This window comes from Paenibacillus thermotolerans (assembly GCF_028745515.1).
In the GTDB taxonomy this organism is placed as follows: Bacteria; Bacillota; Bacilli; order Paenibacillales; family YIM-B00363; genus Paenibacillus_AE; species Paenibacillus_AE thermotolerans.
Genome location: NZ_JAQZSG010000043.1, coordinates 1 through 22,851, shown reverse-complemented (window position 1 = coordinate 22,851; position 22,851 = coordinate 1). Strand labels below are relative to the sequence as shown.

General features: G+C 50.5%; 21 protein-coding genes. 6 read left to right on the top strand and 15 right to left on the bottom strand.

What is annotated here, in order from left to right; all coding sequences use genetic code 11:
* Positions 1 to 11: 11 nt before the first annotated feature.
* The 5 genes from PT964_RS23360 to PT964_RS23340 form a co-directional block, all read right to left on the bottom strand.
* Positions 12 to 398, bottom strand: coding sequence for a hypothetical protein (locus tag PT964_RS23360; RefSeq protein ID WP_274365778.1), 387 nt, complete (start codon positions 396 to 398; stop codon positions 12 to 14).
* 1,095 nt (positions 399 to 1,493) lie between these two features.
* Positions 1,494 to 1,640, bottom strand: a complete 147-nt coding sequence (locus PT964_RS23355; protein ID WP_274365777.1) for a hypothetical protein — start codon at positions 1,638 to 1,640, stop codon at positions 1,494 to 1,496.
* Between the two features lie 19 nt (positions 1,641 to 1,659).
* Entirely contained in the window at positions 1,660 to 4,905 is a 3,246-nt protein-coding gene (locus PT964_RS23350; protein ID WP_274365776.1) for a DEAD/DEAH box helicase, read from the bottom strand.
* Positions 4,906 to 4,986: 81 nt separating this feature from the next.
* Positions 4,987 to 5,469: a P-loop nucleotide/nucleoside kinase family protein gene (locus tag PT964_RS23345; RefSeq protein ID WP_274365775.1), complete on the bottom strand. Its 483-nt coding sequence runs from the start codon at positions 5,467 to 5,469 to the stop codon at positions 4,987 to 4,989.
* 86 nt (positions 5,470 to 5,555) lie between these two features.
* A complete protein-coding gene (locus PT964_RS23340) occupies positions 5,556 to 6,053 on the bottom strand; it encodes a GyrI-like domain-containing protein (protein WP_274365774.1) in 498 nt (165 codons plus the stop codon).
* A gap of 296 nt (positions 6,054 to 6,349) precedes the next feature.
* Here PT964_RS23340 and cypC point away from each other — a divergent pair, with 296 nt between their 5' ends.
* On the top strand, positions 6,350 to 7,612 hold the full coding sequence (cypC, locus tag PT964_RS23335; protein WP_274365773.1) for a CYP152 family fatty-acid peroxygenase CypC: 1,263 nt from the start codon (positions 6,350 to 6,352) through the stop codon (positions 7,610 to 7,612).
* Between the two features lie 216 nt (positions 7,613 to 7,828).
* Here the strand turns inward: cypC and PT964_RS23330 are convergent, their stop codons facing one another.
* Complete coding sequence (locus PT964_RS23330) at positions 7,829 to 8,158, bottom strand: DUF5694 domain-containing protein (protein WP_274365772.1); 330 nt, start codon at positions 8,156 to 8,158, stop codon at positions 7,829 to 7,831.
* A 96-nt stretch (positions 8,159 to 8,254) separates the two neighbouring features.
* Here PT964_RS23330 and PT964_RS23325 point away from each other — a divergent pair, with 96 nt between their 5' ends.
* On the top strand, positions 8,255 to 8,527 hold the full coding sequence (locus PT964_RS23325; protein ID WP_274365771.1) for a hypothetical protein: 273 nt from the start codon (positions 8,255 to 8,257) through the stop codon (positions 8,525 to 8,527).
* 326 nt (positions 8,528 to 8,853) lie between these two features.
* Here PT964_RS23325 and PT964_RS23320 read toward each other — a convergent pair whose 3' ends face one another.
* The 3 genes from PT964_RS23320 to PT964_RS23310 form a co-directional block, all read right to left on the bottom strand.
* Positions 8,854 to 9,231 (bottom strand): VOC family protein, encoded by a 378-nt coding sequence (locus tag PT964_RS23320; protein WP_274365770.1) that lies wholly within the window; start codon positions 9,229 to 9,231, stop codon positions 8,854 to 8,856.
* Between the two features lie 22 nt (positions 9,232 to 9,253).
* Entirely contained in the window at positions 9,254 to 9,772 is a 519-nt protein-coding gene (locus tag PT964_RS23315; RefSeq protein ID WP_274365769.1) for a GNAT family N-acetyltransferase, read from the bottom strand.
* Between the two features lie 474 nt (positions 9,773 to 10,246).
* Positions 10,247 to 10,537 (bottom strand): VOC family protein, encoded by a 291-nt coding sequence (locus PT964_RS23310; RefSeq protein WP_274365768.1) that lies wholly within the window; start codon positions 10,535 to 10,537, stop codon positions 10,247 to 10,249.
* Between the two features lie 193 nt (positions 10,538 to 10,730).
* On the opposite strand from PT964_RS23310, the gene PT964_RS23305 reads away from it, so the two are divergent.
* The gene (locus PT964_RS23305; RefSeq protein WP_274365767.1) at positions 10,731 to 11,792 is read left to right on the top strand and encodes a DUF4037 domain-containing protein; all 1,062 of its coding nucleotides are present in this window, start codon (positions 10,731 to 10,733) and stop codon (positions 11,790 to 11,792) included.
* A gap of 30 nt (positions 11,793 to 11,822) precedes the next feature.
* Here the strand turns inward: PT964_RS23305 and PT964_RS23300 are convergent, their stop codons facing one another.
* From PT964_RS23300 to PT964_RS23290, 3 genes are read right to left on the bottom strand one after another with little or no spacing between them, the layout of a single operon-like run.
* A complete protein-coding gene (locus PT964_RS23300) occupies positions 11,823 to 13,214 on the bottom strand; it encodes an ABC transporter substrate-binding protein (protein ID WP_274365766.1) in 1,392 nt (463 codons plus the stop codon).
* 21 nt (positions 13,215 to 13,235) lie between these two features.
* Positions 13,236 to 14,570 carry a M56 family metallopeptidase gene (locus tag PT964_RS23295; RefSeq protein WP_274365765.1) on the bottom strand — a complete coding sequence of 445 codons (1,335 nt, stop codon included), beginning with the start codon at positions 14,568 to 14,570 and terminating at the stop codon, positions 13,236 to 13,238.
* Positions 14,571 to 14,575: 5 nt separating this feature from the next.
* Positions 14,576 to 14,950: a BlaI/MecI/CopY family transcriptional regulator gene (locus PT964_RS23290; protein ID WP_274365764.1), complete on the bottom strand. Its 375-nt coding sequence runs from the start codon at positions 14,948 to 14,950 to the stop codon at positions 14,576 to 14,578.
* 202 nt (positions 14,951 to 15,152) lie between these two features.
* Here PT964_RS23290 and PT964_RS23285 point away from each other — a divergent pair, with 202 nt between their 5' ends.
* On the top strand, positions 15,153 to 15,656 hold the full coding sequence (locus tag PT964_RS23285) for a DinB family protein (RefSeq protein ID WP_274365763.1): 504 nt from the start codon (positions 15,153 to 15,155) through the stop codon (positions 15,654 to 15,656).
* Positions 15,657 to 15,698: 42 nt separating this feature from the next.
* Here the strand turns inward: PT964_RS23285 and PT964_RS23280 are convergent, their stop codons facing one another.
* The 3 genes from PT964_RS23280 to PT964_RS23270 form a co-directional block, all read right to left on the bottom strand.
* Positions 15,699 to 17,456: an ABC transporter ATP-binding protein gene (locus tag PT964_RS23280; RefSeq protein ID WP_274365762.1), complete on the bottom strand. Its 1,758-nt coding sequence runs from the start codon at positions 17,454 to 17,456 to the stop codon at positions 15,699 to 15,701.
* Positions 17,453 to 19,207: an ABC transporter ATP-binding protein gene (locus PT964_RS23275; protein WP_274365761.1), complete on the bottom strand. Its 1,755-nt coding sequence runs from the start codon at positions 19,205 to 19,207 to the stop codon at positions 17,453 to 17,455. Before PT964_RS23275 ends, PT964_RS23280 begins: the two co-directional genes overlap by 4 nt.
* Positions 19,208 to 19,366: 159 nt before the next feature.
* Positions 19,367 to 19,975 (bottom strand): biotin transporter BioY, encoded by a 609-nt coding sequence (locus tag PT964_RS23270; RefSeq protein WP_274365760.1) that lies wholly within the window; start codon positions 19,973 to 19,975, stop codon positions 19,367 to 19,369.
* A gap of 114 nt (positions 19,976 to 20,089) precedes the next feature.
* On the opposite strand from PT964_RS23270, the gene PT964_RS23265 reads away from it, so the two are divergent.
* Positions 20,090 to 20,905: an energy-coupling factor ABC transporter ATP-binding protein gene (locus PT964_RS23265; protein WP_274365759.1), complete on the top strand. Its 816-nt coding sequence runs from the start codon at positions 20,090 to 20,092 to the stop codon at positions 20,903 to 20,905.
* A complete protein-coding gene (locus PT964_RS23260; protein ID WP_274365758.1) occupies positions 20,895 to 22,604 on the top strand; it encodes an ATP-binding cassette domain-containing protein in 1,710 nt (569 codons plus the stop codon). The genes PT964_RS23265 and PT964_RS23260 overlap by 11 nt, the downstream gene beginning before the upstream one ends.
* The last annotated feature ends 247 nt before the right edge of the window (positions 22,605 to 22,851 follow it).

Below are 22,851 nucleotides of genomic sequence, written 5' to 3'. Positions count from 1 at the left end.
GCCTTTGGCAGCTAGTACACTACATTAATGATCACAATCGAAGCAATGCCTGAAATAACGAAAACGAATTTTACAGCCGATAACGATATAATCCGGTTTTCGGCGACGTATTGCTTCGATCCTTGAGTTCGTATATCTTGCATCTCGCGTTCGAGCTCTAAAATCGTACCGGTTACGTCTTGTTCATTTCCTGGAAAAGGGGTTCGACTTCGAATTCCGTTGCCTCCCATTAAAGAAAATGCGCCCACGACAATAATGATTAAAGCAACCACGAATGCGACATCCGGAACGTTATAGTCGGAAACCAATCCAATTCCATAAGACAGCAAAAATATTAATCCGACCATGATCAAGGTGAACAGAAACATTTGTCCGATCTTTTTCACAATCGCCATCATATGACATTCCCTCCTGAATTTCTTTTCTTTTCAAAATTATAGCAATTCATGAGAATTGTTCATATCAGTCAGATAAAATTTATGTAATACAATCGGGAGAAATCGAATCCGGAGCCGATGTTAGGAGTTAACGTACTCGAATGTCCGTTAATTCAAAGAAATTTGCAAAATACCTATAATTAACGGAACGATTTGTCCGCTAAATCGACAAAAACCAGAGTAAACCGATTATTTGCACCGTTTAGCGGACACGGACTTCCGTTAAACCGCCGAATTATGTAAACTTGCCCATTTTAGCGGACATTCCGTTCCGTTAACCCAAAACAGGAGGTTAACTTGATGAGAAAAGTTATTGTATCAGAGATGGTTGGACTGGTTCATTCAGGATGAGGAAATGAATGCATACGCCTTGGCGCTGCTTGAGTCCGTGGATACAATAATATATGGGCGGACAACGTACGAGATAATGGCCGATTTTTGGCCGCTTGCACCTGGCGATTTTGCCGCCAGAACAAACCGGTTGCAAAATATGTATTCTCTAACCATCTCAATGAGACTCCGTGGGGTGATTGGAACAATGCCCGACCGATTAGCGGCGACATCGCGGAAGAAATTGCAAAGCTCAAACAACAGCCGGGTCAAAATATGATCGTATACGGAATCGGCGTATTGGACCATCGGGTTGGACCGGCTTCTTATATAGAGTAACGATTATTAGCATCGCTTACTTTTTTGTGATTACGACCGCAATGAGAAAAGAGATTTGAAGAGAAATCACCAAGCAGATGTAAAAAAGGGCCGCTCCCGGAGCAGTGGAATTCCCTATTTCCGAAAGCAGCGCAAAAGTAAAATAGGATACGAAAACGACACCAAGAAAAACTCCGAATACTTTTAAAATTCGTTCATTTCTCGCGCGATTTCGCACTATTCATCCCTCATTTTTTATCCCTAATCTCCTCAAGAACCTTTTCGATTCTCTCCATTCTTTTTATTAGTGAATACTGGTTCCCGATCGCGCCTGCCAAACCGATGATCAGAACGATAACAATGAGAAGCTCCATTTGTACCTCCATCATTTCGTTGATTTTGTTGTACTTACTCTCCCCTCTTTTCTTCCTCCTCCTTTTCTTTGTAGTATCGGTCCATCGCCTCTTTCACCAAATCGCGCTTGGGCAATTTCGAGTTTATTCTCATCAAAATTGCAATAATGATCAATTGTAAAATGATAATGATCGGGCCCATCCCAACCGCCTCCCCCGTTTCATTCTATGGCCAGCAGCTCGCGAATATCCTGCTCGGTGAGAGCGGACAGCGCTTCTTCGCCGGGCCGGATGACTTCCTCAATGAGCGTCTTTTTCTTCTGCTGCAGCTCGTACATCTTCTCCTCCACGGTGCCTTGGGCGATGAGGCGAATGACCTGAACGACCTTTTTCTGCCCGATGCGGTGCGCGCGGTCCTCGGCCTGCTGCTCCACGGCGGGATTCCACCAAAGGTCGTACAGCAAAACCGTGTCCGCACCCGTCAGGTTTAACCCGGTACCGCCGGCCTTCAGCGAAATCAAGAACAGATCGCGCTCTCCCTCGTTAAATCTGGCGCACAGCTCGACCCGCTCGGAAGCCGGCGTTGAGCCGTCCAGATAAAAGAACGGTACGCCCCGATATCCAAGCTCCCGGCCGATCAGCCCCAGCATTTCCGTAAACTGCGAGAACACGAGCAACCGCCTTCCCGCGCTGCGGCAATCCTCGATGGTCTCCAGCAGCTGTTCCAGCTTGGCCGAGCCGCCGGCATAATCTTTGACGAACAAGGCGGGGTGGCAGCAGAGCTGTCGCAGCCGCGTCAGTCCGGCCAGGATCCGAATGCGGTTCTTTTGGAAATCCTTCTCATCCAGATGCTTTAATGCTTCATGCCGGAGCTTGGCGAGATAAGCCGTATACAGCTTCTTCTGCTCCGGCAGCAGCTCGGAAACCAAGTGCGAATCGATCTTCTCCGGAAGCTCCTGAAGCACGTCGCTCTTCAGGCGCCGCAGCAGAAACGGACGAGCTCGTCTGGCGATCGTCTCCCGCGACAGCTCTCCGAACGCCTTACGGTTCGGGAATAGTCCTGGGAATACAACGTCGAATATAGACCATAGCTCTTCCAGAGCATTCTCAATCGGCGTTCCGGTAAGCGCAAACCGGTATTCGGCGCGAAGCGCTTTTACCGCTTGCGCGGTTTGCGTTGCGTAGTTTTTGAACGACTGCGCCTCGTCCAGAATGAGCGTATGAAACGACAGCTCGGCATAGCGCTCAATATCTCTGCGCAGCAAAGGATACGATACGATAATCGCATCGACGCTGCCTGCCTCTTTTAAAATCCCGGTTCTTTCGGTTTTGGTGCCGTCTGCGATAACCGCTCGGATTTGAGGCGCGAATTTCCGCAGCTCGTTTCGCCAGTTATACATAAGGGCGGCAGGCGAAACGATCAGCGCCGGCTGATTGCGGGCTCTGATCTCCGGCAGCACGGAGACGAGGAAGGCGATGCTCTGCACCGTCTTTCCAAGACCCATATCGTCTGCCAATATGCCCCCGAAGCGGTAATGAGCCAGCGTCTTCAGCCACTGGTAGCCGTACTGCTGATAATCGCGCAATTGGGGCGCAAGCATATCCGGAACGGGAAACTCAAGATGATCCGGATTGCGCAAATGCTCCAGCATTCTTCGGATTGACTTGCCTAACCGAACGACGTTCCCGCCGTCGCGGTCTCTCGCTTCCAACAGCTGGAGCCCGCGCGTAACCGGAAGAGAGAACCGCGGACCGGCCACTTCGTTCTTACGAATGCCGACCTCATTGAGGAAACGGATCATCTCCAAAAATTCCGCCCGCTCCAGCGGAAGCAATGCTCCGTCCTGCAGCTTATGGTATCTTCGTTTCTCGACCAGCGACTGTATTACGTTACGAATTTCCGATTCGGGAATGCCGTCCAATCGAAATCGGAATTCCAGCCAATTGGTGCGCTCATCAAGGTCCACGGAAATATTCGGCGGCGGGTTGCCTGTGAGCAGCCTTGCCTTTACGGCAGACGTGGCGTACACTTTGGCGATCCGCTCGAGCTGCGGAACGGTATGATAAAGAAACTCGTATTCGCTTTCCTCATCCTGCATAAAATAGCCGCTCTCCGTCTTGGCGAAGGATGCCGTCTCGATCAGCTCCAAAATTTGCGATTCCCGCTCCCCTTCGCGCATGAGAATGCGGCCTTCCCCTCGCCGCGGTCCTTCATCCTCGAGCGGATTGATGACGATATCGCCGTACTGAAACTCCAATCCGACCAAAAGCCGATCGCTGACCCGATCGAGATAGACGCGGGCTTCCAGCGGCGACCGGACGATCCGGTCGGAGACGGCGCGCGCGATGCGGACGTCGCCCAGCTTCATCAGCCCCGGGACGACCCGCTCCATGAACGGCTCTATCTGCCGCGGGGGAATACGGATTCGATCCGATCCGCTGACGTCGGTAATCTTCCGAAGCTCGGCAAGCCTGCCGCACTCATCCGGCTTGAGCTGATAGAAACCGCCTTCCAGCAGCACCGTACCGTACGCCTCTAAAACGAGAGAATCCTTGAGACCTCGGACGTCGAGAAGGAAGCCTTCCCCCTCCGCCTGATCGAACTCGAATTGAAGCGGAAGAGGCCCTTCCATGAAACGGACGCCGTCAATCTTCCGTTCGCCATGCCGAATTGTAACGAGCGGCGCCTCTGCCAGCTTAGGGGCGAGCGACTCCCAAGCAAACGGATAAATCGGCAGCGTCCGCGGATCGCCGACCTCGCCGGTGTAAAGAGCTCCCGCCGCTTCGCGCTGCAGCTTTTCGTTGCGGCGAATCTCAATGAGCCGAGTGAGAATCGCATGGTCGGCGGCGGAAAAAAAATGCAGGGCGGGGTCGTATGTGAAATGCCGTGAAAAAGCATACTGTTCTCCGCGTTCGAACCGCCCGAGAAACTCCCGGATGTCCGGTACGACATATCGCTTTCCCGCTCCAATCTTACATTCGATGCCGAGCAAGTTTCTGCGGGGTCCGAATACGTAAGGCGCAATGGAAAACTCCGCCTCCAGCGCCGTACGGGATTCGAACAAGGTGCGGGCAGCGCCGGAGGAACGCGGCGTGTGCTTGAACAGATCCAGCACACGGTTGACCAACTGCGATTCTTCCGACGAATAGGGTTGTTCCGTCGTCTCCTCGAACCGCTGCGAGTCCGCAATCTGAAGCAGCGCCGCCGCGACGTGCTTGCAGTATTTATCGAACGAGAAGCCGACTGAGCAGGCACATTCCGCCGAAACTTCCCCGTTCGGCCGAATTTCGACGATAACCCGGCAGCTGCCGTTATCTTTCACGGCTGCTTCATAAATCAACCGTTCGGCTTCCGTTTCCGAACGGGTCAATGCCACCTTTCCGGCACGACGATAAGCCTCACCCTTTCGGAAGGAGGCCTGTCCGCAGAGCGATTGTATGGTCCGTTCGTTTATTAGAAAATTCATGGTACGTCCCTTCATTGCAAGTAGTGATCTTGTGTTCATTTTATCATATTAAAAAATCCGCGGTTTACGCGGATTTTGCCTCTATGTTTGCGGGTAAACGCAGCTGTACGCAAGCTCATCTTGAAATAAAGGTTCAAAGATGGGTATATACTCTTTCATTTTTGTTTCCGGGATCCGAAAAGCTCCTTGAGGAAGATGCGCATTCCTTTCCGCCAGCCGCGTAAAAAGAACTTCTTCCGTTGCGTCTAAATAATGAATTTTAAAGTCGGCGCCTAATTGCGCAGCTCGCAAGCGCATGTCGTCTCGCTGGCTGCGCACCCAAAGCCCGAAGTCCAAAATAACATCCGCTCCAAGAACCAACACTCGGGCAGCCACTTCCCAAAGCATAGCTTCTACTAATTCATGTCTTCTGTCGTGTTCCTGATCATCAACATCCTGGCCGAATAAACGTGTGTGCCATTCATCCGTAGTAAGTCGCAACGCTGAATATTGCTGTTCCAGCTGCCGAGCAAGGGTAGTTTTTCCGCTGCACGGAAGACCGACCGTTACATGGAGTGTCGCCATCGATTATCACCCCCGTATCCGGCTTTCGGCTATATCGAAGTTGCCGATTAATTGTTGTGGCGATAGCTCGGTAATATCAAATAAGTTCATATGTTCCTGCTCTTTCTTACCGGAAAACAAATATCCGTAATAGAGTTTTCCGAATGAGGGCCATGATTACGTTCATCGTATATTTCGATATTGTACCGTCCTGCAAGCTCATACCCGCTTTGATTCAGCCAAGAGGAATAAAGGTAATTGTGTACGGCGCCTGCGTTCTCAAATGGCCCTTGAAACGAAAATAACACGTACGTATTGGCCGGTATCTCCCTATAAACCATTTCGTCCGGAATATTATCGTTTGATGAGACTTCGATACCAATAAAGAATTCAAACTGGTCTGTCTCAGGATTATAATTTTCCGGATCGGTTGAGAGCCCGAATACTTCACTTTCGTTTATACAATTCTTGATCTCCGGTTTTCTTTCCAGAAAGGTAGCCGCTACCTCAAGTGTCGCTTTATTCTCTATTACATCATGTAGCGTAACCTTTTTGGCCAAACCTATTAATTTCATGGCCGGTTTGTCTACAATCAAAGCTTCCAAAATTATTACCTCCACCTTGTACGCATATATGCATTCAAATATTTTCCAGCCTGTTCGAGCTCAGCAACCCGCCCTCGCGAATGAATTGCTTAATCAAATAATTACGCCTGGACCCGTAAATGACTATGCCCATAACACGCCCTCCTTTTGTTAGTAAAGAAATTCGCTATTGTTGAGGTATTTCCTTCCAGTCGATGCTGCCGTTTCCACCGATTTGGAATATGCTGGGGTAATGTTGGTGACCATATACTCGTTTACTACATTTACTACAGTTTCGCTAAAAGGAGACCGACGGCATGGTAACGACAACGAAAAATCAAGTTCCCCATGATAAAACTCTCGATAATACGATCGCTTTGATACGTGAGGGCTACTTGTTTATTGAAAACAGAATGGATGAATACAAGTCGGATCTATTCACAACTCGTTTATTGGGGCAAGAAGTAATATGCATGAGCGGCGAGGAAGCGACAAAATTGTTCTACGATTCGGAAAAGTTCCAGCGGAACGGCGCCGCACCGAAGCGGGTACAAGAAACGTTATTCGGTGTGAACGCCATCCAAACTATGGACGGTGAAGCGCACATTCACCGTAAGCTCTTGTTCATGTCTCTCATGACCCCGAGTCATCAAAAGCGTTTGGCCGAGCTGGCGATGGAACAGTGGAAAGCCGCTATAGCCAGATGGGAAGTTGTCGACAAGGTCGTACTGTTTGATGAAGCTAAAGAACTGCTTTGCCGGATCGCATGTTATTGGGCCGGGGTACCGATAAACGAAGATGAAGTAAAACAAAGAGCGGAAGACTTCAGTGCGATGGTGGATGCTTTTGGAGCGGTTGGCCCTCGGCACTGGAAGGGCAGGGTGGCAAGAAACAGAGCCGAAGAATGGATTCGAAAAGTCATTGAAGATGTTCGGGCAGGCGACCGAAAAGCCGAAGAAGGTACGGCATTATATGAGATGGCTTTTCACAAGGAACTGAATGACAATCAACTCGATCCTCAAATGGCGGCGGTCGAGCTGATAAATGTGTTAAGACCGATTGTAGCGATTTCAACCTTTATTGTTTTTGCGGCTCTTGCTTTGCATGAATACCCGGAATATAAAGAAAAGCTGCGGTCGGGCAATGACAACGATTTTGAAATGTTCGCACAAGAGGTTCGCCGCTTTTACCCTTTCGGTCCGTTCTTGGGTGCGATCGTGCGGGATGATTTTGTGTGGAAGCAGTGCGATTTTAAAAAGGGAATGCTCGTTTTTCTTGATATGTACGGAACGAATCATGATTCCCGAATTTGGGATCACCCGAATGAATTCCGTCCGGAACGGTTTACGGATTGGAACGGCGACTTATATAAGTTCATTCCTCAAGGAGGCGGCGACCCCGCAAAGGGGCATCGCTGCCCGGGTGAAGGAATTACCGTTGAAATTATGAAAGCAAGTCTGGACTTCCTCGTCAACCATATTACATATGATGTTCCCGAACAGGATGTAAGCTACAGCTTGAGAAGAATGCCCACCTATCCCGAAAGTGGATTCATCATGAGCAATGTAAGGAGAATCTAATAAGTCGGAAGACCGTCGGATACAAAAATCGACGGTCTTTCGTCTTTGACTTACTAACCTTCCGATTTTTTCAATTGAATGACTTCAAATATGTTGCCGTCGGGGTCAAAGAAGTTCATGAAGTAGGCGAATCCGCCATCGCTGATTTCCGTTGCTTCAATGTTCCGCTCAAGAAAATAGTAGCAGATTTCCTAATTTTGGATATGAACAAAATTATCAGAAATGGATTGCTTGGTCGGCCTGATCGAGATGCATCCATTCTGTTGCATAGATTTTGTCGTGTCCTTGAGCGCCGGCAATGCGAAAGCCTAATTGTTGTATCTCATTAGCAGACAGCTCTAAATCCCCTGAGACATATTTTTGATATTGCGCATTAAGCTCATCGTTCCTTTCTAAAACTTCTTCCACACATACCTTTGTCGGACGAAACTCCAAAATCCGCTGAACCACTTCTTGAATTTCTTGCTGACGGTGAGGCTCAAAGATGTCTTCTAAATAGCGAAAATGGAAAATGCCAAATACCAGCACAACCGGCTTATTATTCATACGCGATCGGCTTGTAGTAAGAGGCTGTCGCAAAGAGGAGATTCGTTCCTTATGTCGAATTCACAAAAGGTTAACTTCACATGAGGGGTTGGACATATGAAAAAAATAAGTGCAAAACACGGATTATGGCTGTTAATTCTAGTTACTTCGATCGCAGGCGTTTTTTTAACGAAAGGAAGCATTTATACGAAGTTAAATAAAAATACGGCGGGTGGACTTACGCTGCCGAGCTTCACTCTTCCGATCATTGCTGTTGTTGTCACGGCATTGATCGAGCAACTGAGAGAAAGGTACCCGGATATTTTTGTGAACGCCATTTTATGCTCGGTCTGGATTTTGTTCATAGCACTGATCGCAGTGAATTCATAAGGAATCGTCAAGCGGCCCTCATCTTGATATCAAATGAGGACCGCTTTCCACAATGCTTGCAGAGTTAACTTGCTTGTACTTTCGACAGGAAGGCTTTGATTTGGTTCATGTGATGCGCATCATGCGGGATAAAACCTATAAGGTGGTTATAGATTGAAAATTTGTTTCCGTCTCCGTCCGGGTGCTCTTTTACATAATCTTTCTCAGGGATAAGGTCCAAGTGTCGAACAATTACACTTCGATAATGAACGGTTGAATCTATGATCTCTTGCATTCCTTTGGTCTTTGCATATTCTACCGCTTTTTTGTTAAATTCCCCGATTCGGTTATCTTGCCGGCTGATGAACATCGAACATATTTCCAAACGGGTCGTAGAAGGTAAAGAACTTTCCGATATGTCCTTCGTCAATAATATCGTTCACCTTCGTTCCGAGCGCTGAAAGAAAAGAATGAAAGCCTTCAATGTTGTTGACACGGAAGCCGATCGTGTAATGGTCTTTGCCGTTCACCTTAAAAGTTGCGGTCGTACGATCATTAGTCTTGACCAAAAACAAACTGGGACCCATTGAAAAGTCGACATAAGCGATCTCATCATTCCTCATCCCGAGACTTGCGCCGAGTCGGCCGCAATACCAGTCAATCGCCTCGTCCAGATCCGTTACAGGAATTTCGGTATATTCAATCCCTTCAATATATGCTTCCATCCCAAGCCCCCTATATCGTCGATTATTTATCTGCCCCGATTCTAAGCGGCAAATCAAAAGTCGTTTGTGCCATTCCGGGATAAAAGCCCAGGCGATAATACAAAGCTTCAGCCGGGTTCCCAATGGTCACAAACAGTCGGAGCACATCATACTCATCTTTCAATACGGTCAGCGCCTTCTTCAGCAATTTTGTCGCGAGCTGTTCGCCGCGATACCGGGGAATAACGGCAATATTCGATACTAACGGAAGGTCTTCCCACAAAGAAATCAAGCAGACTGCAACGATGTCGTTATTCGACTTGTCGTTAATTACGCTGGACGCCGCTTTCAGAATTTCAGCGTCGTTATGCTTGAAGTAATATTCTAGTGCTGATTTGTGCTGTTCCACTGTATTTTCTGCCGGATACCCAATACCATCGGAGCCGGAGTACGAATGAAATAACATTTCGGCGATCGTATCCGTTTGCTCCGAGTCGGGGGGAGCAGCGCCAAGCTCTTCTCCCCACGCTTGCCGATCAAATCGTTCCGTCGGTCTGATCATGACGCGTCTTGATTCCGAAGGCAAAAAACCTAAGCGCAAAAAGTGCTCCGCTTGATACGGCAAAATTCCGTACGCTTGTATTGGCTTATTCGGTTCTGAGCAGCTGATTACAAATCTTTTGAGAGGCGCCAATACCCGAAACATATCGACAAACGGCGGCTCGAAAAATAACGAGTGCAGCATATTGGGCTCAATGCAAACCCCTCCGATCCGCCGCTTATGGAGTGTAATCCAGTAACAAGGGGAGTCGTCGCCGAATATTGACACTCGTCGCTCCCAGCTTTGCCTGAAAAAAATGTTTTCCCGGTATGTTGTGTAATGAATCGCATAATCCCTTGGATTTGCTTTCTCGAGCTCGAGTTCCGAATCCAAAATATAATGTGGCTCCAAAGGCATGCCGTTGTCCTCCTTCTACCGGAGCGCGGCCGTGCGGCGATGTTTAATAACGCACGACATCAAACCGGTTATACATCGTCAATTTCCCCCGCCGAATACCATGACATAACCGTCCAAATCTTTAACCGCGAAATGCTTCCACTGGCTGTCTCCCATTTGTTCCAACAACGGCTCGTATGCGATGATCGCTCCTTTGGATTTGAACTCTTCATAGAGCTGTCCGACTCCATCAAAATTGCTGTAAAAATAAGAGTCCCACCCGTCCACTTTGAAGCCGAGTACATCCTGATAATAAGCTTTTGCTTTTTCAAAGTCCGAAACTAATCTTACTTTGAGAAAATTTTTAAGATAAACATTCTCGTCTTTCAAAAGGGAACACTCCTTACGGATTAAATAGCGTACAATTGACAATTCTACATTTTCCACATATATCCTTTTCCTTTCCAGTTCGAATTAGAGCAGCTTTTTTTGTTTTGCCATACTCTATGCGTGAACCGTATCATAAAAAAAGGTAAACTTTATGGAAAGGCCTATTGAGAGTGAGGAGGTCGTTATCGTCGCAATGACATTTATTAACGGGGTCGAACTAAGCAAGAGGTTTCACTATGAATTTGTAGAACCGTTGATTTCGAGACGCTTTCCGGCCTTACGCTACGCATCGGCGCTTATTGGCCCCGGAAGCGAAGTGTTGGGGTACGACACCGAGATGTCGGCGGATCATGACTGGGGACCCCGTGTTCTTCTTTTTCTTGAGGAACAAGAAATCGATTTGCTTGAACCTATTTTTGACTGTTTGAATCATAATGCGCATAACGAATTTTACGGTTTTCCTGTAGATCCGAAACAAACGATAATTACCTCGCTGCCCCGGTTTCTGAAGGAGAAGTTGGGTACGGATATAACTGAAGAGCTTCAACTTGTCGATTGGCTCATCTTCCCCTCGCAAATTTTGGCGGAGATTGTAGGCGGAGAAGTTTTCCGGGATGATATGGGTCAGCTGGCGAGTGCCCGTAAGCAATTGCAATACTATCCGAAAGATATATGGCTATATTTGATGGCTTCGATATGGAACAGGCTTGGGCAAGAAGAGCACCTGGCGCTGCGGGCGGGATACGTAGGCGATGAATTAGGAAGTTCCATTATCGCTTCAAGACTTGTACATGATGTCATGAGTTTATGTTTTTTGATGGAGAAACGCTATGCCCCTTATCCGAAATGGTTCGGTACGGCATTTAAAAAATTGAACTGCGCTGACGAATTGTTGCCGCTGCTGCTGGATGTTCAATCGGCCGGGACATGGAAAGCGCGGGAGGAAGCGCTGTGCAAAGCCTACGAATACCTTGCGCGCAAACACAATCGACTGGGTATCACCGACATGATGGATGAAGAGGTTACTTTTTTCTATGATCGTCCGTTTCGGGTCATCCAAGGCGGTAAGTTCGCCCAAGAGATTGCGAAATCCATCAACGACCCGACGATCCGCAAACTGAGCGAAATCAGGTTCATTGGCGGAATTGACCAAATAACGGATAACACTGACTTTCGACTGATCAATCTATGGCATAAAAGGAATCCGGCAGAACGAAACATACTCCGACTCATTTTCGACAAGATTCTGGAGTGAGCGATTAGGGCAATAGCGCGCAAGTGCGCGCTATTGGTCTCCCTCAGAAAGTGTGAGCTCTTGCCACGCTTGGTCTAACGCTGCTTGCCCTTCCGATTGAATGGCATTCAGCATTTCGTCTACAGTGACTCTTCCCTCCGCCGCCTTGTACGCCTCGTTTTTAACAATATCAAAAAACGGTCTTATAAAAGACGAAGGAGTATTATGGAAAGCAGAACCGGACGACCTCGGTTTTAAGCTGTAGAAAGCTTCAACATGCTTCCCTTCGTCGTTACGAATATATTCGGTGCGCGCAGGGAGTCCATACAGGGGAGAACGCGACGTAATCTTTGCCAGTTTATCCGAATTCACGTATTTTACAAACTCCCAAGCCGCACGAAGATTAGGAGAGGAGGCATTGATGGCGAAAACGCTGCTAATAAAAAACGAATCGCCTTCCGTCGGGTTTGTCGGATCCACCGGTATGGAAACCAAATCCCAATCAAAATTCGTAATATTCATTGCCTCTGCATCTTTTAAATAATTTATGTAATAGGACCCGTCAATTCTCATTCCTACTCTTCCGGTTAAGAACGGGTCGGCCGAAAACATTTCTCCGAATCGCATGTTTATAGGGTCTTCCTGAAACTTCCGGTAAACGGTTTTCGAAGCAAGAAATTGAAGGGTTAATTCGGCTGCATTTCTCCAGGAATCCGTTTTCATGTTCACTTTTCTTCCTTCTGGGTCCACATAAGATAATCCATAAGTATCACTGATCCTATAAAAGAGATTTGTCGGTTCGCCGCCGAAATCACTGAAGCCGTAGACGCGCTCATTTTCTTCCCCGTCCGTCGGAAATCTTTTAGAAAGCTGTAGCACCTCCCCCCAACTCATTCCATCCCTAGGAAGCGGTATATTATATCTCTCAAATAATTCTTTATTGTAATAAAGCGCCGTACTGTTAAAGGTTGGGGAAAGGCCGTACAGCTTCCCGTCTCCTTCCTTCTTTAATAATTCAATCAATCCAGGCAAAATTGGCGACAGATCGAAATCGTCTTGCCGTATTACCGGGTCCAGCTCGTATAATACATTGTCTTTCACGAATTCGCTAAACTCTTTTGGTCCTAACAGCATCACATCCGGCTGCTCTTTCTCAAACAGCTTTTTCAGTTCTACCACAGAATCCTTTCCTTCGCCATATGTGCCTTGCGTAGAAATGACTTCAACCGTAATGTTGGGGAATTCGTTCAAAAACAAATTGCCGTAATCTCGGTAGAAGGCTTCCTCGTCCCAATACGTCACTTTAATGGTTGCGGCTTGTCCGAATTTCAGCGGCGGCAATACCATGTTTTTATCTGCAGAGATCGTGCAAGCGGATAATACCGCGAATATCAAACAAAAGCTTACGACAAAACTACATCTTCTTCTCCATTGTACATCCACTGATTCGAGCCCCCTTACTCGCTAAAAAAGCATCGGTAGAATGTCATTCCTCTTATATTTCACATCTCTTGAAATCACGCTTTCGATAACCCACCGGTCCCCCGATCGATTCAATGTTAATTCGTACACCGCGCTTCCCCTGCCGATTGCGCGATATTTGGCAGCCTGCCGATGTTCAAATTTCACTTCGACAGTAGCTACCTTTTTACCGTCCAGATCTTTCATTTCCTGAATGTCGTGCTCAAGAATGACGGAATATAAAACATACTTTTGGGTTTCCCGCTTCTTTTCCCCTAAAGCATGAAAGTAACCGTCAACAACTGTCTCCGGCGTTGCGGCGGATTTGGCATCCGTCAGCACGAAGCCGCTTAGCAGTATGATTACGGCAAAACCGAACAACGACCATCGATAAGAATTTTTAGTATATGTTGAGATCATAGAAATCCTTTTCTTAAACACGCTCATATTCCCGGAAATGCTAGCGGCGCTCGCTAAACGCACGGGCTTTGTGATAGTCTCCAACAGTGTAATAATGGTCAGCGCATAGTTTCTTGAGTCCTCCGGGTTAATCCGAGTCAGCGCAAGGGCGTCGCAAGCCACTTCCTGGTCTTCTCGCATCTTATGATACGCGTACCAAAGCAACGGATTGAACCAATGCAGGACAATCAGCACGTTCATGATCCAGTTGGCCGCGACATCATTTCGTTGTACGTGTGACAATTCATGCAAAAATACGTATCGCAATTGCTCCTCGTTAAGGGTGCACAGCGCCGATTCGGGTAGTAACAGCTTAGGCTTGAACACTCCCAGCAAAGTGGGGCTTGATACAAGATTTGTCTTGATGAGTGCGATGGTGCGGGTAACTTTCATTTCATGTTTACAACGTTCGAATATGGTCCGGATCTCCGGATCGTATAGTTTCGGTTCTTGTTTTACTTTCCAGGCAAACCGCAAATTGACCGTAAAAATATAGCCGAGAAGCGAAACGGCGCCGATGAGCCAGAGCCACGCTCCGATTTGCATGGGCGAGACCGGCTTTACTTGTACGGTTGCCGTTGCAGGTTGATTCGTTTGTGCCGCGGTTTTGTTGATTTGGGAAAGCGGTTCGGCAGCAGAAGCGTAAAATTCGTCAGCAGCGACTTCCATATCCAACATATTGAACACGCTGAGCGAGCTTTCGGGCGTCCATGGCAGCAGCAGCCGAAGCGCCAAAAGCATCCATAGCAAGTAAGCCCAACGAGGCTTTAATCGTTCTTTTAGCAACCATTTGGCTGTGAAAATAATGATCGCCAGTACGCTTGCCATCGCCGAAACGGATAAAATCCAGGAAAATAAGTCCACGAGCAATGTAGTCATCCGGCTTAATCCTTTCTTTTCTCCAAAATGCTTTTCAGTTCTTCAATATCCTCCTTGGACAATTTTTCGTCTTGAAGGAAGTTCACCAGCATCGGCTTAAGCGCACCGCCATAGATCCGTTTTATAAAGCTTTGCGTTTCGGATCTGACGCACTCTTCCTCTTTAACGAGCGGGTGATACCAATACATTCTGCCTTCCTGGGTAAATCCGATCGCGTTTTTTTCCACCAATCGTTTAATCAGCGTTCGCACCGTCTTGGGGTTCCAATCCTTTCGGCCTTCCAAATCCTCGATGACCTCATTGGCCGTCATCGGAGACGACGACCACAGCACCTTCATCACTTCCCACTCCGCATCCGATATTTTCGGAACATCTTTCATAAGCGGACCTCCTTTTTGACTACAATTGTAATCCTTGAACTTAATATTACATATGTAATCCATTAACGTCAATATACGGTCGGAAAAATTCAATATAATTGTTTTCTTCAACCAACCTCTAGAGGCTGCATGTTACAATATGCGTAATAAGGCTGAGCGAACGTTTCACTTGGCTCGAAACAAACAATAAAGGAGAGAATGAATGAGCGCTTCGAAGAAAGATGTTTTATTGGATCAACTTGCCGCATGCCATAATGACTTGAGTTGGTTCCCTACGTTTCTTGATGCGGTCAAAGGATTGACAGCGGAGCAAGCGGCGTGGCGTAAGGACGAATCTAGCCATTCGATTTGGCAGCTCGTCAGCCACCTGACGTATTGGAATAAAACATGGTTAGCTCGCTTTATTGGCAAGGAATCCTTTACATCGACCGGTAAAAATAACGCCGGCACATTTGATATTGAAGAAGAAATAAGTGAAGAAAACTGGGTGCATGCTGTAAGTAAATTGGACGAACTATTCAACGAATTCCGCAAAGCGATCTCAGACCACCCCGAGTCAAAACTCGATACTTTCGTAGCCGGTTATCCCGGCGATTGTCCTTGGTGGGCCGCCTTATCCAATCTTTGCACCCATAATGCGTACCATATCGGCCAAATTGTTTTCATCCGCAAACAACAAGGCTGGGCAAATCGTTCGGAATGGTAACAAAAAAGATCGTTCAGCCGTCACGGCCGAACGATCTTTTTTTTACTCAAGCTCGCGGTTCCAAAGCCGCCGCATCTCCTCGCTTGTCGCCAGCAGCTCGTTAAGCGTGCCTTCCGCCTCCAGGCGGCCGTCTTTCAGCAGCACGATCCGGTCGGCGTAAGCGAGCGCGGCTTTGCGGTGCGACACGACGAGGCATGTCGCGGATCGGCGCTCGAACAGCCGCTCCCACAGCTTCTTTTCCGTATCGACATCCAGTGCGCTGGAGAGGTCGTCGAACACGAGCAGCTCCGCTTCGCGGACGAACATTCGGGCGGCTGCGGTGCGCTGCGCCTGGCCGCCCGACAGCTTGACGCCGCGCGGTCCGATGACCGTCTCCAAGCCGTCGGGCAGCATCGCGATGTCCGCTTCGAGCACGGCGGCGCGAATCGCGGCTTCGAGCCGGTCAGGGTCATCCGCAACTCCGAGCAAAATATTGCGCTTGAGCGTGTCGCTGTACAAGCGAGGCACCTGCGGGGTGTACGCGCTGCGCGGCGGGACGAAGAAGCTGCCCGGATCGCCGACGACGTGCCCGTTCCAGCGGATCTCGCCAGCATCCTTGGGCAACAGGCCGAGAAGCGTACGGACGAACGTCGTCTTGCCGGAGCCGATTCGCCCGGTGACCACCGTGAACGAATGCCTCGGCAGGCGAAGGCTCACATCGGAGATGCCGCGTCCGGTTTCCGGATACCGGTACGTAAGGCCGGTCACCTCCAGCACGTCAAGCAGATCGTCCGCCGTCTTGGCCGGAATGACCGGTTCCGCAAGCTCGCCGCGCAGATAAAGCGGATGCGGCTCCACGAGCCGATCCGGCGGCGCGCTTTGCAGCAAGGCGGTCATCCGCTGCTTGGATACTTCCGTCTGTTTAAATAGAGCTAGGAACTTTCCGAAGTTTTGTATAAATTGCGTAACAAACGTTAAATAGTAGACGAACAAAGCGAAGTCGCCTACGGAAAAATCGCCGCTTCGCATCGACTGCGCGCCCAAAAGCAGAATCAGCCCGGTCCCCAAATTGACGGTATTCGAAAAGACGGAATCGAGCACCTGATTCAGCAGCTTATCTTTCAGCATAGCGCTGCGCCGTTGATCGTTCAACGCCTTGAAGCGGCCGATCACCCGGCTCTCCGCCCCTGCTACTTGGATCGCCTGAACGGCGCCGAACATTTCGCTGATCGCCTCGGTCACTTGGCCCGTCGCTTCGCGGCTGGCGGCCCGGTATTTTTGCAGCAGCGAGGTCGACAGCTGGGCGGCCGTAACGACAAGTACGAGCGGAAGAAAGACGAACAGCGTAAGCCGCGCGTCGATCCGGATCAGAATGGCGAACGAAGCGACGGCAAATACCGTCATACCGAACGCATCTACGGACCAGCTGATCGCTTCTTCCGTCTGTTCCACGTCGTCACGAAAGTTGCTGATCGCTTCGCCGGGCGAGACGGGGATGGCCCGAGCGCCGGGCTCGCGCAAAATATGATGGAGCATATTGCGCCGAAGCAAGCCGCCTACGCGCATCCGAAACTGAACGTCGGTGATGAAGCCGAGAATGATAAAGGCAATCCGGACGGCGGCCGCACCCAGCAAAAGCGCGATGATCGTCCATATGCCGAATGTAGCCGAAGCGGAATCCGAAAGCGCATCGAAAAATTCCTTCGTCAGCATCCCCGGCGCAATCGGCGCCAAATAAATAAGCGACCACATTACGGCATTTGCCGTATACCACAGCGGCCGGTACCGGACAAGCCGCCATAGCAATTGCATCGTCGTCATGCGAGCACCTCCTCGAGCCCGGTCTTCAGCATCCGGCTGAATCGGGAGCCGGGGTCTGCTGCCAATTCCGCCCTTTTGCCGTATTCGGCCACTCGGCCGTTTTCCAGAATAAGAATGTAATCCGCCCGCTGTACGGTGGCAAGCCGATGCGCAATAATCATACACGTGCGGTCGCGAAGCAGCTTGCCTACGGCAGCCTCCAGCTTCTGCTCGGTGGCCGGGTCAAGCCGCGAGGAAGCCTCATCCAATATAACGAGACCGGGGTTCGTCAGGAATACACGGGCAAACGCAAGCAGCTGCGCTTCACCGGCGGACAGTCCCCCTCCTCCCGAATCGAGCATCGTATCGAGCCCGCCGGGCATCGCAGCGTACCATTCGCCCAGACCGAGCTCATCCAACACCCGGATGATGCGTTCATCGGAGATGGATTCGTCGTAGAACGTCAGGTTGTCGCGAACGGTGCCTTGAAAAATTTCAATGTTCTGCGTGACCATCGCTACACGGGTGCGAAGATCGTGAAGCAACGCTTCCCGAATCGGAACGCCGCTAAATCTGATTTCCCCAACCTGCGGATCGTAAAACCGCAGAAGCAGCCTTGCCAGCGTAGTCTTTCCGCTGCCTGTACGGCCGAGAACGCCGAGCACCTGCCCCTTCTCCAAACGGAAATCGATATCATGCAGCGTAGTGGAGCCTTCCTCGTATGAGAATGTGACCCGATCCAGCCGAACCTCAAGTGGCCCTTTCGGCAGAGGCGTTCCGATTCCGTCGCGAACGGCCGGCTTTGTGTCCAGCAGCTCCCGAATGCGAACGATGCTGGCGTCCGCTTTTTGCAAATCCTCCATCTGGGTGCGGATTTTCTCGATGGGCTTCGCCATCAGCTCGGTATAGTAAAAAATCATGTACACCGTACCGATCGATACGGCTCCTTTTTTCCACAAATAAGCGCTCAGTGCGAAAGCGACCGCATTGCCGAGCGTGAAGACGACGATCGTTGTAATCCACATCGCGGCCCAGCCCATGAACGCGCGGATTCTGATCGGCAGCCACTTGCGGAGCAACGTATAAAACTTGTGCATGACAAACGCGGTAGCGCCGTTCGCACGAGTGTCCTCCGTACCTTCCAGGTGTTCGCTCATAAAACCGTAAAATTCCGCGCTGATTTGGCGGAGCCGACCCCAATAGGGAATGGCGTATTTGCGAATCTTTTGAATGGCGTAAATCGCAAATACGACGAAAACAGTCATGCCGAGCCCGATGACCCAGCCCTCCGCAAACAGCAGAATCAGGATGCCGACGACAAGCAGCAGGTTGCTGAGAAGGGTTATGACGAAATTGGAAAAGAAATTGGCCAGCGCATTAATATCGCCGTCCACCCTTTCGATGATGGCGCCGGTCGTGTGCGATTTGTGGAAGGACAAATCCAGGCGGAGGCAGTGCTCCGCAACGTCTCCGCGAAGCTTATTGGTGGCGATCCAGCCGACGTTCTCCCCGATGTAGACGGCGATTACGTTCACGATTTGTTGAACCAGAGACACGCCGATGAAAAGCCCCGCCGCAATCCAGAGCGCACGATTTGATTCCGCGCCTTGGGCGGAGTCGATGAAATAGCGAATCAGCTGCGGGTTGACCAGCTGCATGATTAGTCCCGCGACAAGCAAAGCGGCCAGCCCGATCATAGAGGCGCGTTGGTTTTTCAAATAATTGCGCAGCAGGCTGGTATATTGGCGTAACGGTATTTTAAACGCAGGCATTGGCGGCTCCTTCCCCATCCGGTCATTATTGCAAAACGTTTCCAGTCATGATAGTTACTGTAGAAGATTCCGAAATAGGAGTCAACCGTTTTCTGCGCCGCAAGCACACAGAAAAAAAACCGCAAAGATCATAGTCTTTGCGGCAATAAACGGTTTAGTTTATTTCAAGTCCGACTGTTGCTGTACCTGTATGTTGTAATGGCCGTGCCCCGTCAACCGCTGCTGCGGAAAAACTTGCCGCAGCGTAACCGTAATGAACGTCGCTGCGACAGCCTTGACCGTATCGCCCGGCAGGTAAGGATAAAATCCGGCGGCAAGCGCCTTTTCCGTCGTAAACCCTAACGAATGCGCCAGCCAAGGCACGCCTGTCACATATAATAGCAGCGAACCGAAGCATTCCATTGCGAGGAAAATGGCTGCGATCGCAACCCATCCGGATTTTCGCACTTTACTTACGGTGTAGCCGATGAGCATCGCCGCGAACGGCCACATGACGACATAGCCCCCCGTCGGTCCGAGAAGCGTTGCAAGACCGCCCTTGCCTTGCAGCAAAGGCAGTCCAAGCGCCGTCAATACGACGACGATCATCATACTGAAGAAGCCGTAACGCGCTCCGAGCAAGCCCCCCGCCAGCATGACCGCAAGCGTCTGAAGGGTGATCGGAACCGGCGAAAATCCTAGCGGAATGCTGACATAACCGAATACGACGACCAGTGCGGCGAACAAGGCGCTGAATGCGATGCCGCGTAATGTGAATGCGTTTTTCAATTGAAATTCTCTCCTTTGGTATGATACATTGGTGTCACCATATTGTTAACCTCGTATCTCATCTTTGGTTAACAATCAGGATTATAGCACGCATGATGAGGAATGAATAGACTTATGGGGAAACAAATTCCACACGCGATCTCCCTGGAGAATGCCGCCGTTCGATACCTCCACGGTTCTTCCGAGCGTCCGGCCGCCATTGAAGGAATTTCCATACATATCCGCGAAGGGAGCTGGACCGCTGTTGTCGGTAACAACGGAAGCGGCAAGAGCACCCTGTCTCTCGTACTCTCCGGCATGATCCCGCTGTCGGAAGGCAGGCGGATCGTTGCGGCCGGCCAAACCGTCCATATGGTGATGCAAAATCCGGAGACCCAAATACTCGGCGAAACCGTCTATGAGGAAATACAGTTATGCGCGGCCGGCATGAGCGCAGCCGACATGTCCGCGCTGCTGAGAGAGGTCGGGCTGAGCGTACCGTCCGACATGCCCATAAAGCAGCTGTCCGGCGGGCAGAAGCAGCTGCTGAATATCGCCTGCTGCCTAGCTGCAGGCGCATCCTGCATCGTGTTCGACGAAGCGACCTCCATGCTGGATCCGGCTTCCCGCCAATCGGTGCTTGAGGCGACGGCGAAGCTGAACCGATTGGGCCGAACGGTCCTCTGGGTCACGCACCGGATGGAGGAGCTCCATTACGCGGACCGAATCATAGCGCTAGGCGAGGGGCGCATCGTCTTTGACGGAACGTGCGAAGCATTCTTCTACGGCGAGGCGGATGCGGCTCGGACGGGGGCCTGCGAACGGCTCGGCTTCGAACCGCCATATGTCGTACGCGCAGCGCGCGCCTTGCAAGCGCGGGGAATTCGATTGCCGGCCCTCCCGCTCTCTCCCAACCAATTTAGCGAGGCGGTGATGCGGCTTGTCCCTTGAAGCGAGAGACGTCGCCGTCTTCACCGCCGGTCTTCAGTCTAAACCGCTGCTGAAGCATATTTCATTCACAGCGCCCGATCGAACGATTACAATCGTCATCGGCAAGACCGGAGCCGGAAAGTCCACGCTTCTTCGGGCTTTGGCCGGACTTTCCGTGCTTTCCGCCGGTAACGTGTATTACGACGATCGGCCGCTCTGGAAAGGCCGAAGAGTCGATCGGGCGCTGCTGCTGCGGAATGCGGTCGCGTTTCAATTTCCCGAGCATCAGCTGTTTGCTCGAACGGTACAAGGGGAATTCGACTACTCCCTTGGAGCGTATCGGCTGCCGAAGGCGGACAGACTCCGGCGCACGGCAGACGCTTTAGCAGGACAACGCCTTCCTGCCGCTTATTTGGAGCGATCCCCGTTCCTGCTCAGCGGAGGGCAGAAGCGGCGGGTCGCGCTCGCCACGATCATGGCCGCCGAGACGCCTTGGCTGTTCCTGGATGAGCCGTCCGCCGGACTAGACGCCGCTTCGCTGTCCCGGCTGACGGAGGAGCTGCTTCGCTGGAAGGAGCGGTGCGGCATCGTGCTCGCGACGCATGATCTGGACGCGTTCTTGCCGATTGCCGACCGGGTGCTCGTGCTGCACCGCGGGAAGATCGCAGCCGACGTGACCCCCGTGGAGCTGATGGCGAATCCGACGCTGCTTCGACAGTACGGCATCGGCTTAACCGGCGCGATGGAGGTGGCCGCAGCATTGAAGGAAGCGGGGTTCCGGCTCCCTTCGATCGCTTTGACCCCGGAGCGGCTGGCGGAGGCGATCGAGGGCGAGCTGCGCGGAATGCCGCGGCAGAGCATTGCTGCGCATCCGCAGGCGAAATCCGTATCGGACGTGCCCGTTCCCAGTGAGATCCCTCTTCCGGAAACACTGCCCGGGCAAAGCGATCGAAGCTTCGTCTATGCGCTGGATCCGAAGCGAAAATGGCTGGTCTATACTCTTCTCTCTATCGGGATCGTGCTGCAAACCGGATGGGCAGGGCTCGGCATTGCGCTGCTGTTTGTCGGGGGGAGCGTATCGGCGTTAACTCCCGAAGACCGAGGCAAGCTGCTTCGCATGTGCAAGCCGCTTCTCTGGCTCGTAACGATCGCCGTCGCCTTCTCCGGCATACAGTTGGCCGGGGCGGAAGGGCTTTCCTTTTCTTTCGGGAATGCGGCCGATACATTTCGCAGATGGTTCGCTTTCTTCGAAATTACCGTAATCGGGCTCGTGTTTACGTTGTCGACAAGCTCCGCGGCTATGAAATCCGGACTCGAGACGATGCTGAAGCCCTTCAGGCGGCTTCATGTTCCCGTTGAAGTGCTGGCGCTTACCGCTTCTCTCGTGCTGCGCTTTATTCCACTAATTATCGAAGAGACCGACCGTTTCATCATGATTGCGAAAGCGCGGGGGAAACGGGCTCCGAAACGGGGGAACATTCACGTTCGGGATATTCCCGTATTTGTCATTCCGCTTATGATCTCGCTGTTCCAAGCCGTGGAAGAGCTGATTGTCGCGATGGAGTGGAAAGGATACATGCAGCATCGTAACTTGGAGGCGGTACAGATGCGTACGCTTCGCCAAGTGGACTCGCCGAAGGAAAGACAGTTGCTTTGGATCGGACTTATATTCTTTTTGCTTTTGGTTTGCGTGAGGATATACGAAGAGGTTAATCTTTAATCGTTTAGGGAGACCATTCTATACGTAGAATGGTCTCTTGTTGCAAGCAGTGAATAAGGAGGTTAAACTTCACTATTTCGAATCGAGAAGCCATTTTTCGCAAAATAGCGCAGTAAAACCTCACTATCTCCTCCGCGATCTTACTCCAACGTAGAAATCAGCAGGAATAAGGAGGTTAAACTTCACTATCTTGAATCGAGAAGATGACGTACAATTGTTTGTGTAACAAAATTTGGAGCCTTAACAG

Bases quoted from the DNA above. Each gene is read 5' to 3' on its own strand.
- PT964_RS23360 (WP_274365778.1), bottom strand. From the start codon at position 398: ATGATGGCGATTGTGAAAAAGATCGGACAAATGTTTCTGTTCACCTTG.
- PT964_RS23355 (WP_274365777.1), bottom strand. From the start codon at position 1,640: ATGGGCCCGATCATTATCATTTTACAATTGATCATTATTGCAATTTTG.
- PT964_RS23350 (WP_274365776.1), bottom strand. From the start codon at position 4,905: ATGAATTTTCTAATAAACGAACGGACCATACAATCGCTCTGCGGACAG.
- PT964_RS23345 (WP_274365775.1), bottom strand. From the start codon at position 5,469: ATGGCGACACTCCATGTAACGGTCGGTCTTCCGTGCAGCGGAAAAACT.
- cypC (WP_274365773.1), top strand. From the start codon at position 6,350: ATGGTAACGACAACGAAAAATCAAGTTCCCCATGATAAAACTCTCGAT.
- PT964_RS23330 (WP_274365772.1), bottom strand. From the start codon at position 8,158: ATGAATAATAAGCCGGTTGTGCTGGTATTTGGCATTTTCCATTTTCGC.
- PT964_RS23325 (WP_274365771.1), top strand. From the start codon at position 8,255: ATGAAAAAAATAAGTGCAAAACACGGATTATGGCTGTTAATTCTAGTT.
- PT964_RS23320 (WP_274365770.1), bottom strand. From the start codon at position 9,231: ATGGAAGCATATATTGAAGGGATTGAATATACCGAAATTCCTGTAACG.
- PT964_RS23315 (WP_274365769.1), bottom strand. From the start codon at position 9,772: ATGATCAGACCGACGGAACGATTTGATCGGCAAGCGTGGGGAGAAGAG.
- PT964_RS23305 (WP_274365767.1), top strand. From the start codon at position 10,731: ATGACATTTATTAACGGGGTCGAACTAAGCAAGAGGTTTCACTATGAA.
- PT964_RS23295 (WP_274365765.1), bottom strand. From the start codon at position 14,570: ATGACTACATTGCTCGTGGACTTATTTTCCTGGATTTTATCCGTTTCG.
- PT964_RS23290 (WP_274365764.1), bottom strand. From the start codon at position 14,950: ATGAAAGATGTTCCGAAAATATCGGATGCGGAGTGGGAAGTGATGAAG.
- PT964_RS23285 (WP_274365763.1), top strand. From the start codon at position 15,153: ATGAGCGCTTCGAAGAAAGATGTTTTATTGGATCAACTTGCCGCATGC.
- PT964_RS23280 (WP_274365762.1), bottom strand. From the start codon at position 17,456: ATGACGACGATGCAATTGCTATGGCGGCTTGTCCGGTACCGGCCGCTG.
- PT964_RS23275 (WP_274365761.1), bottom strand. From the start codon at position 19,207: ATGCCTGCGTTTAAAATACCGTTACGCCAATATACCAGCCTGCTGCGC.
- PT964_RS23265 (WP_274365759.1), top strand. From the start codon at position 20,090: ATGGGGAAACAAATTCCACACGCGATCTCCCTGGAGAATGCCGCCGTT.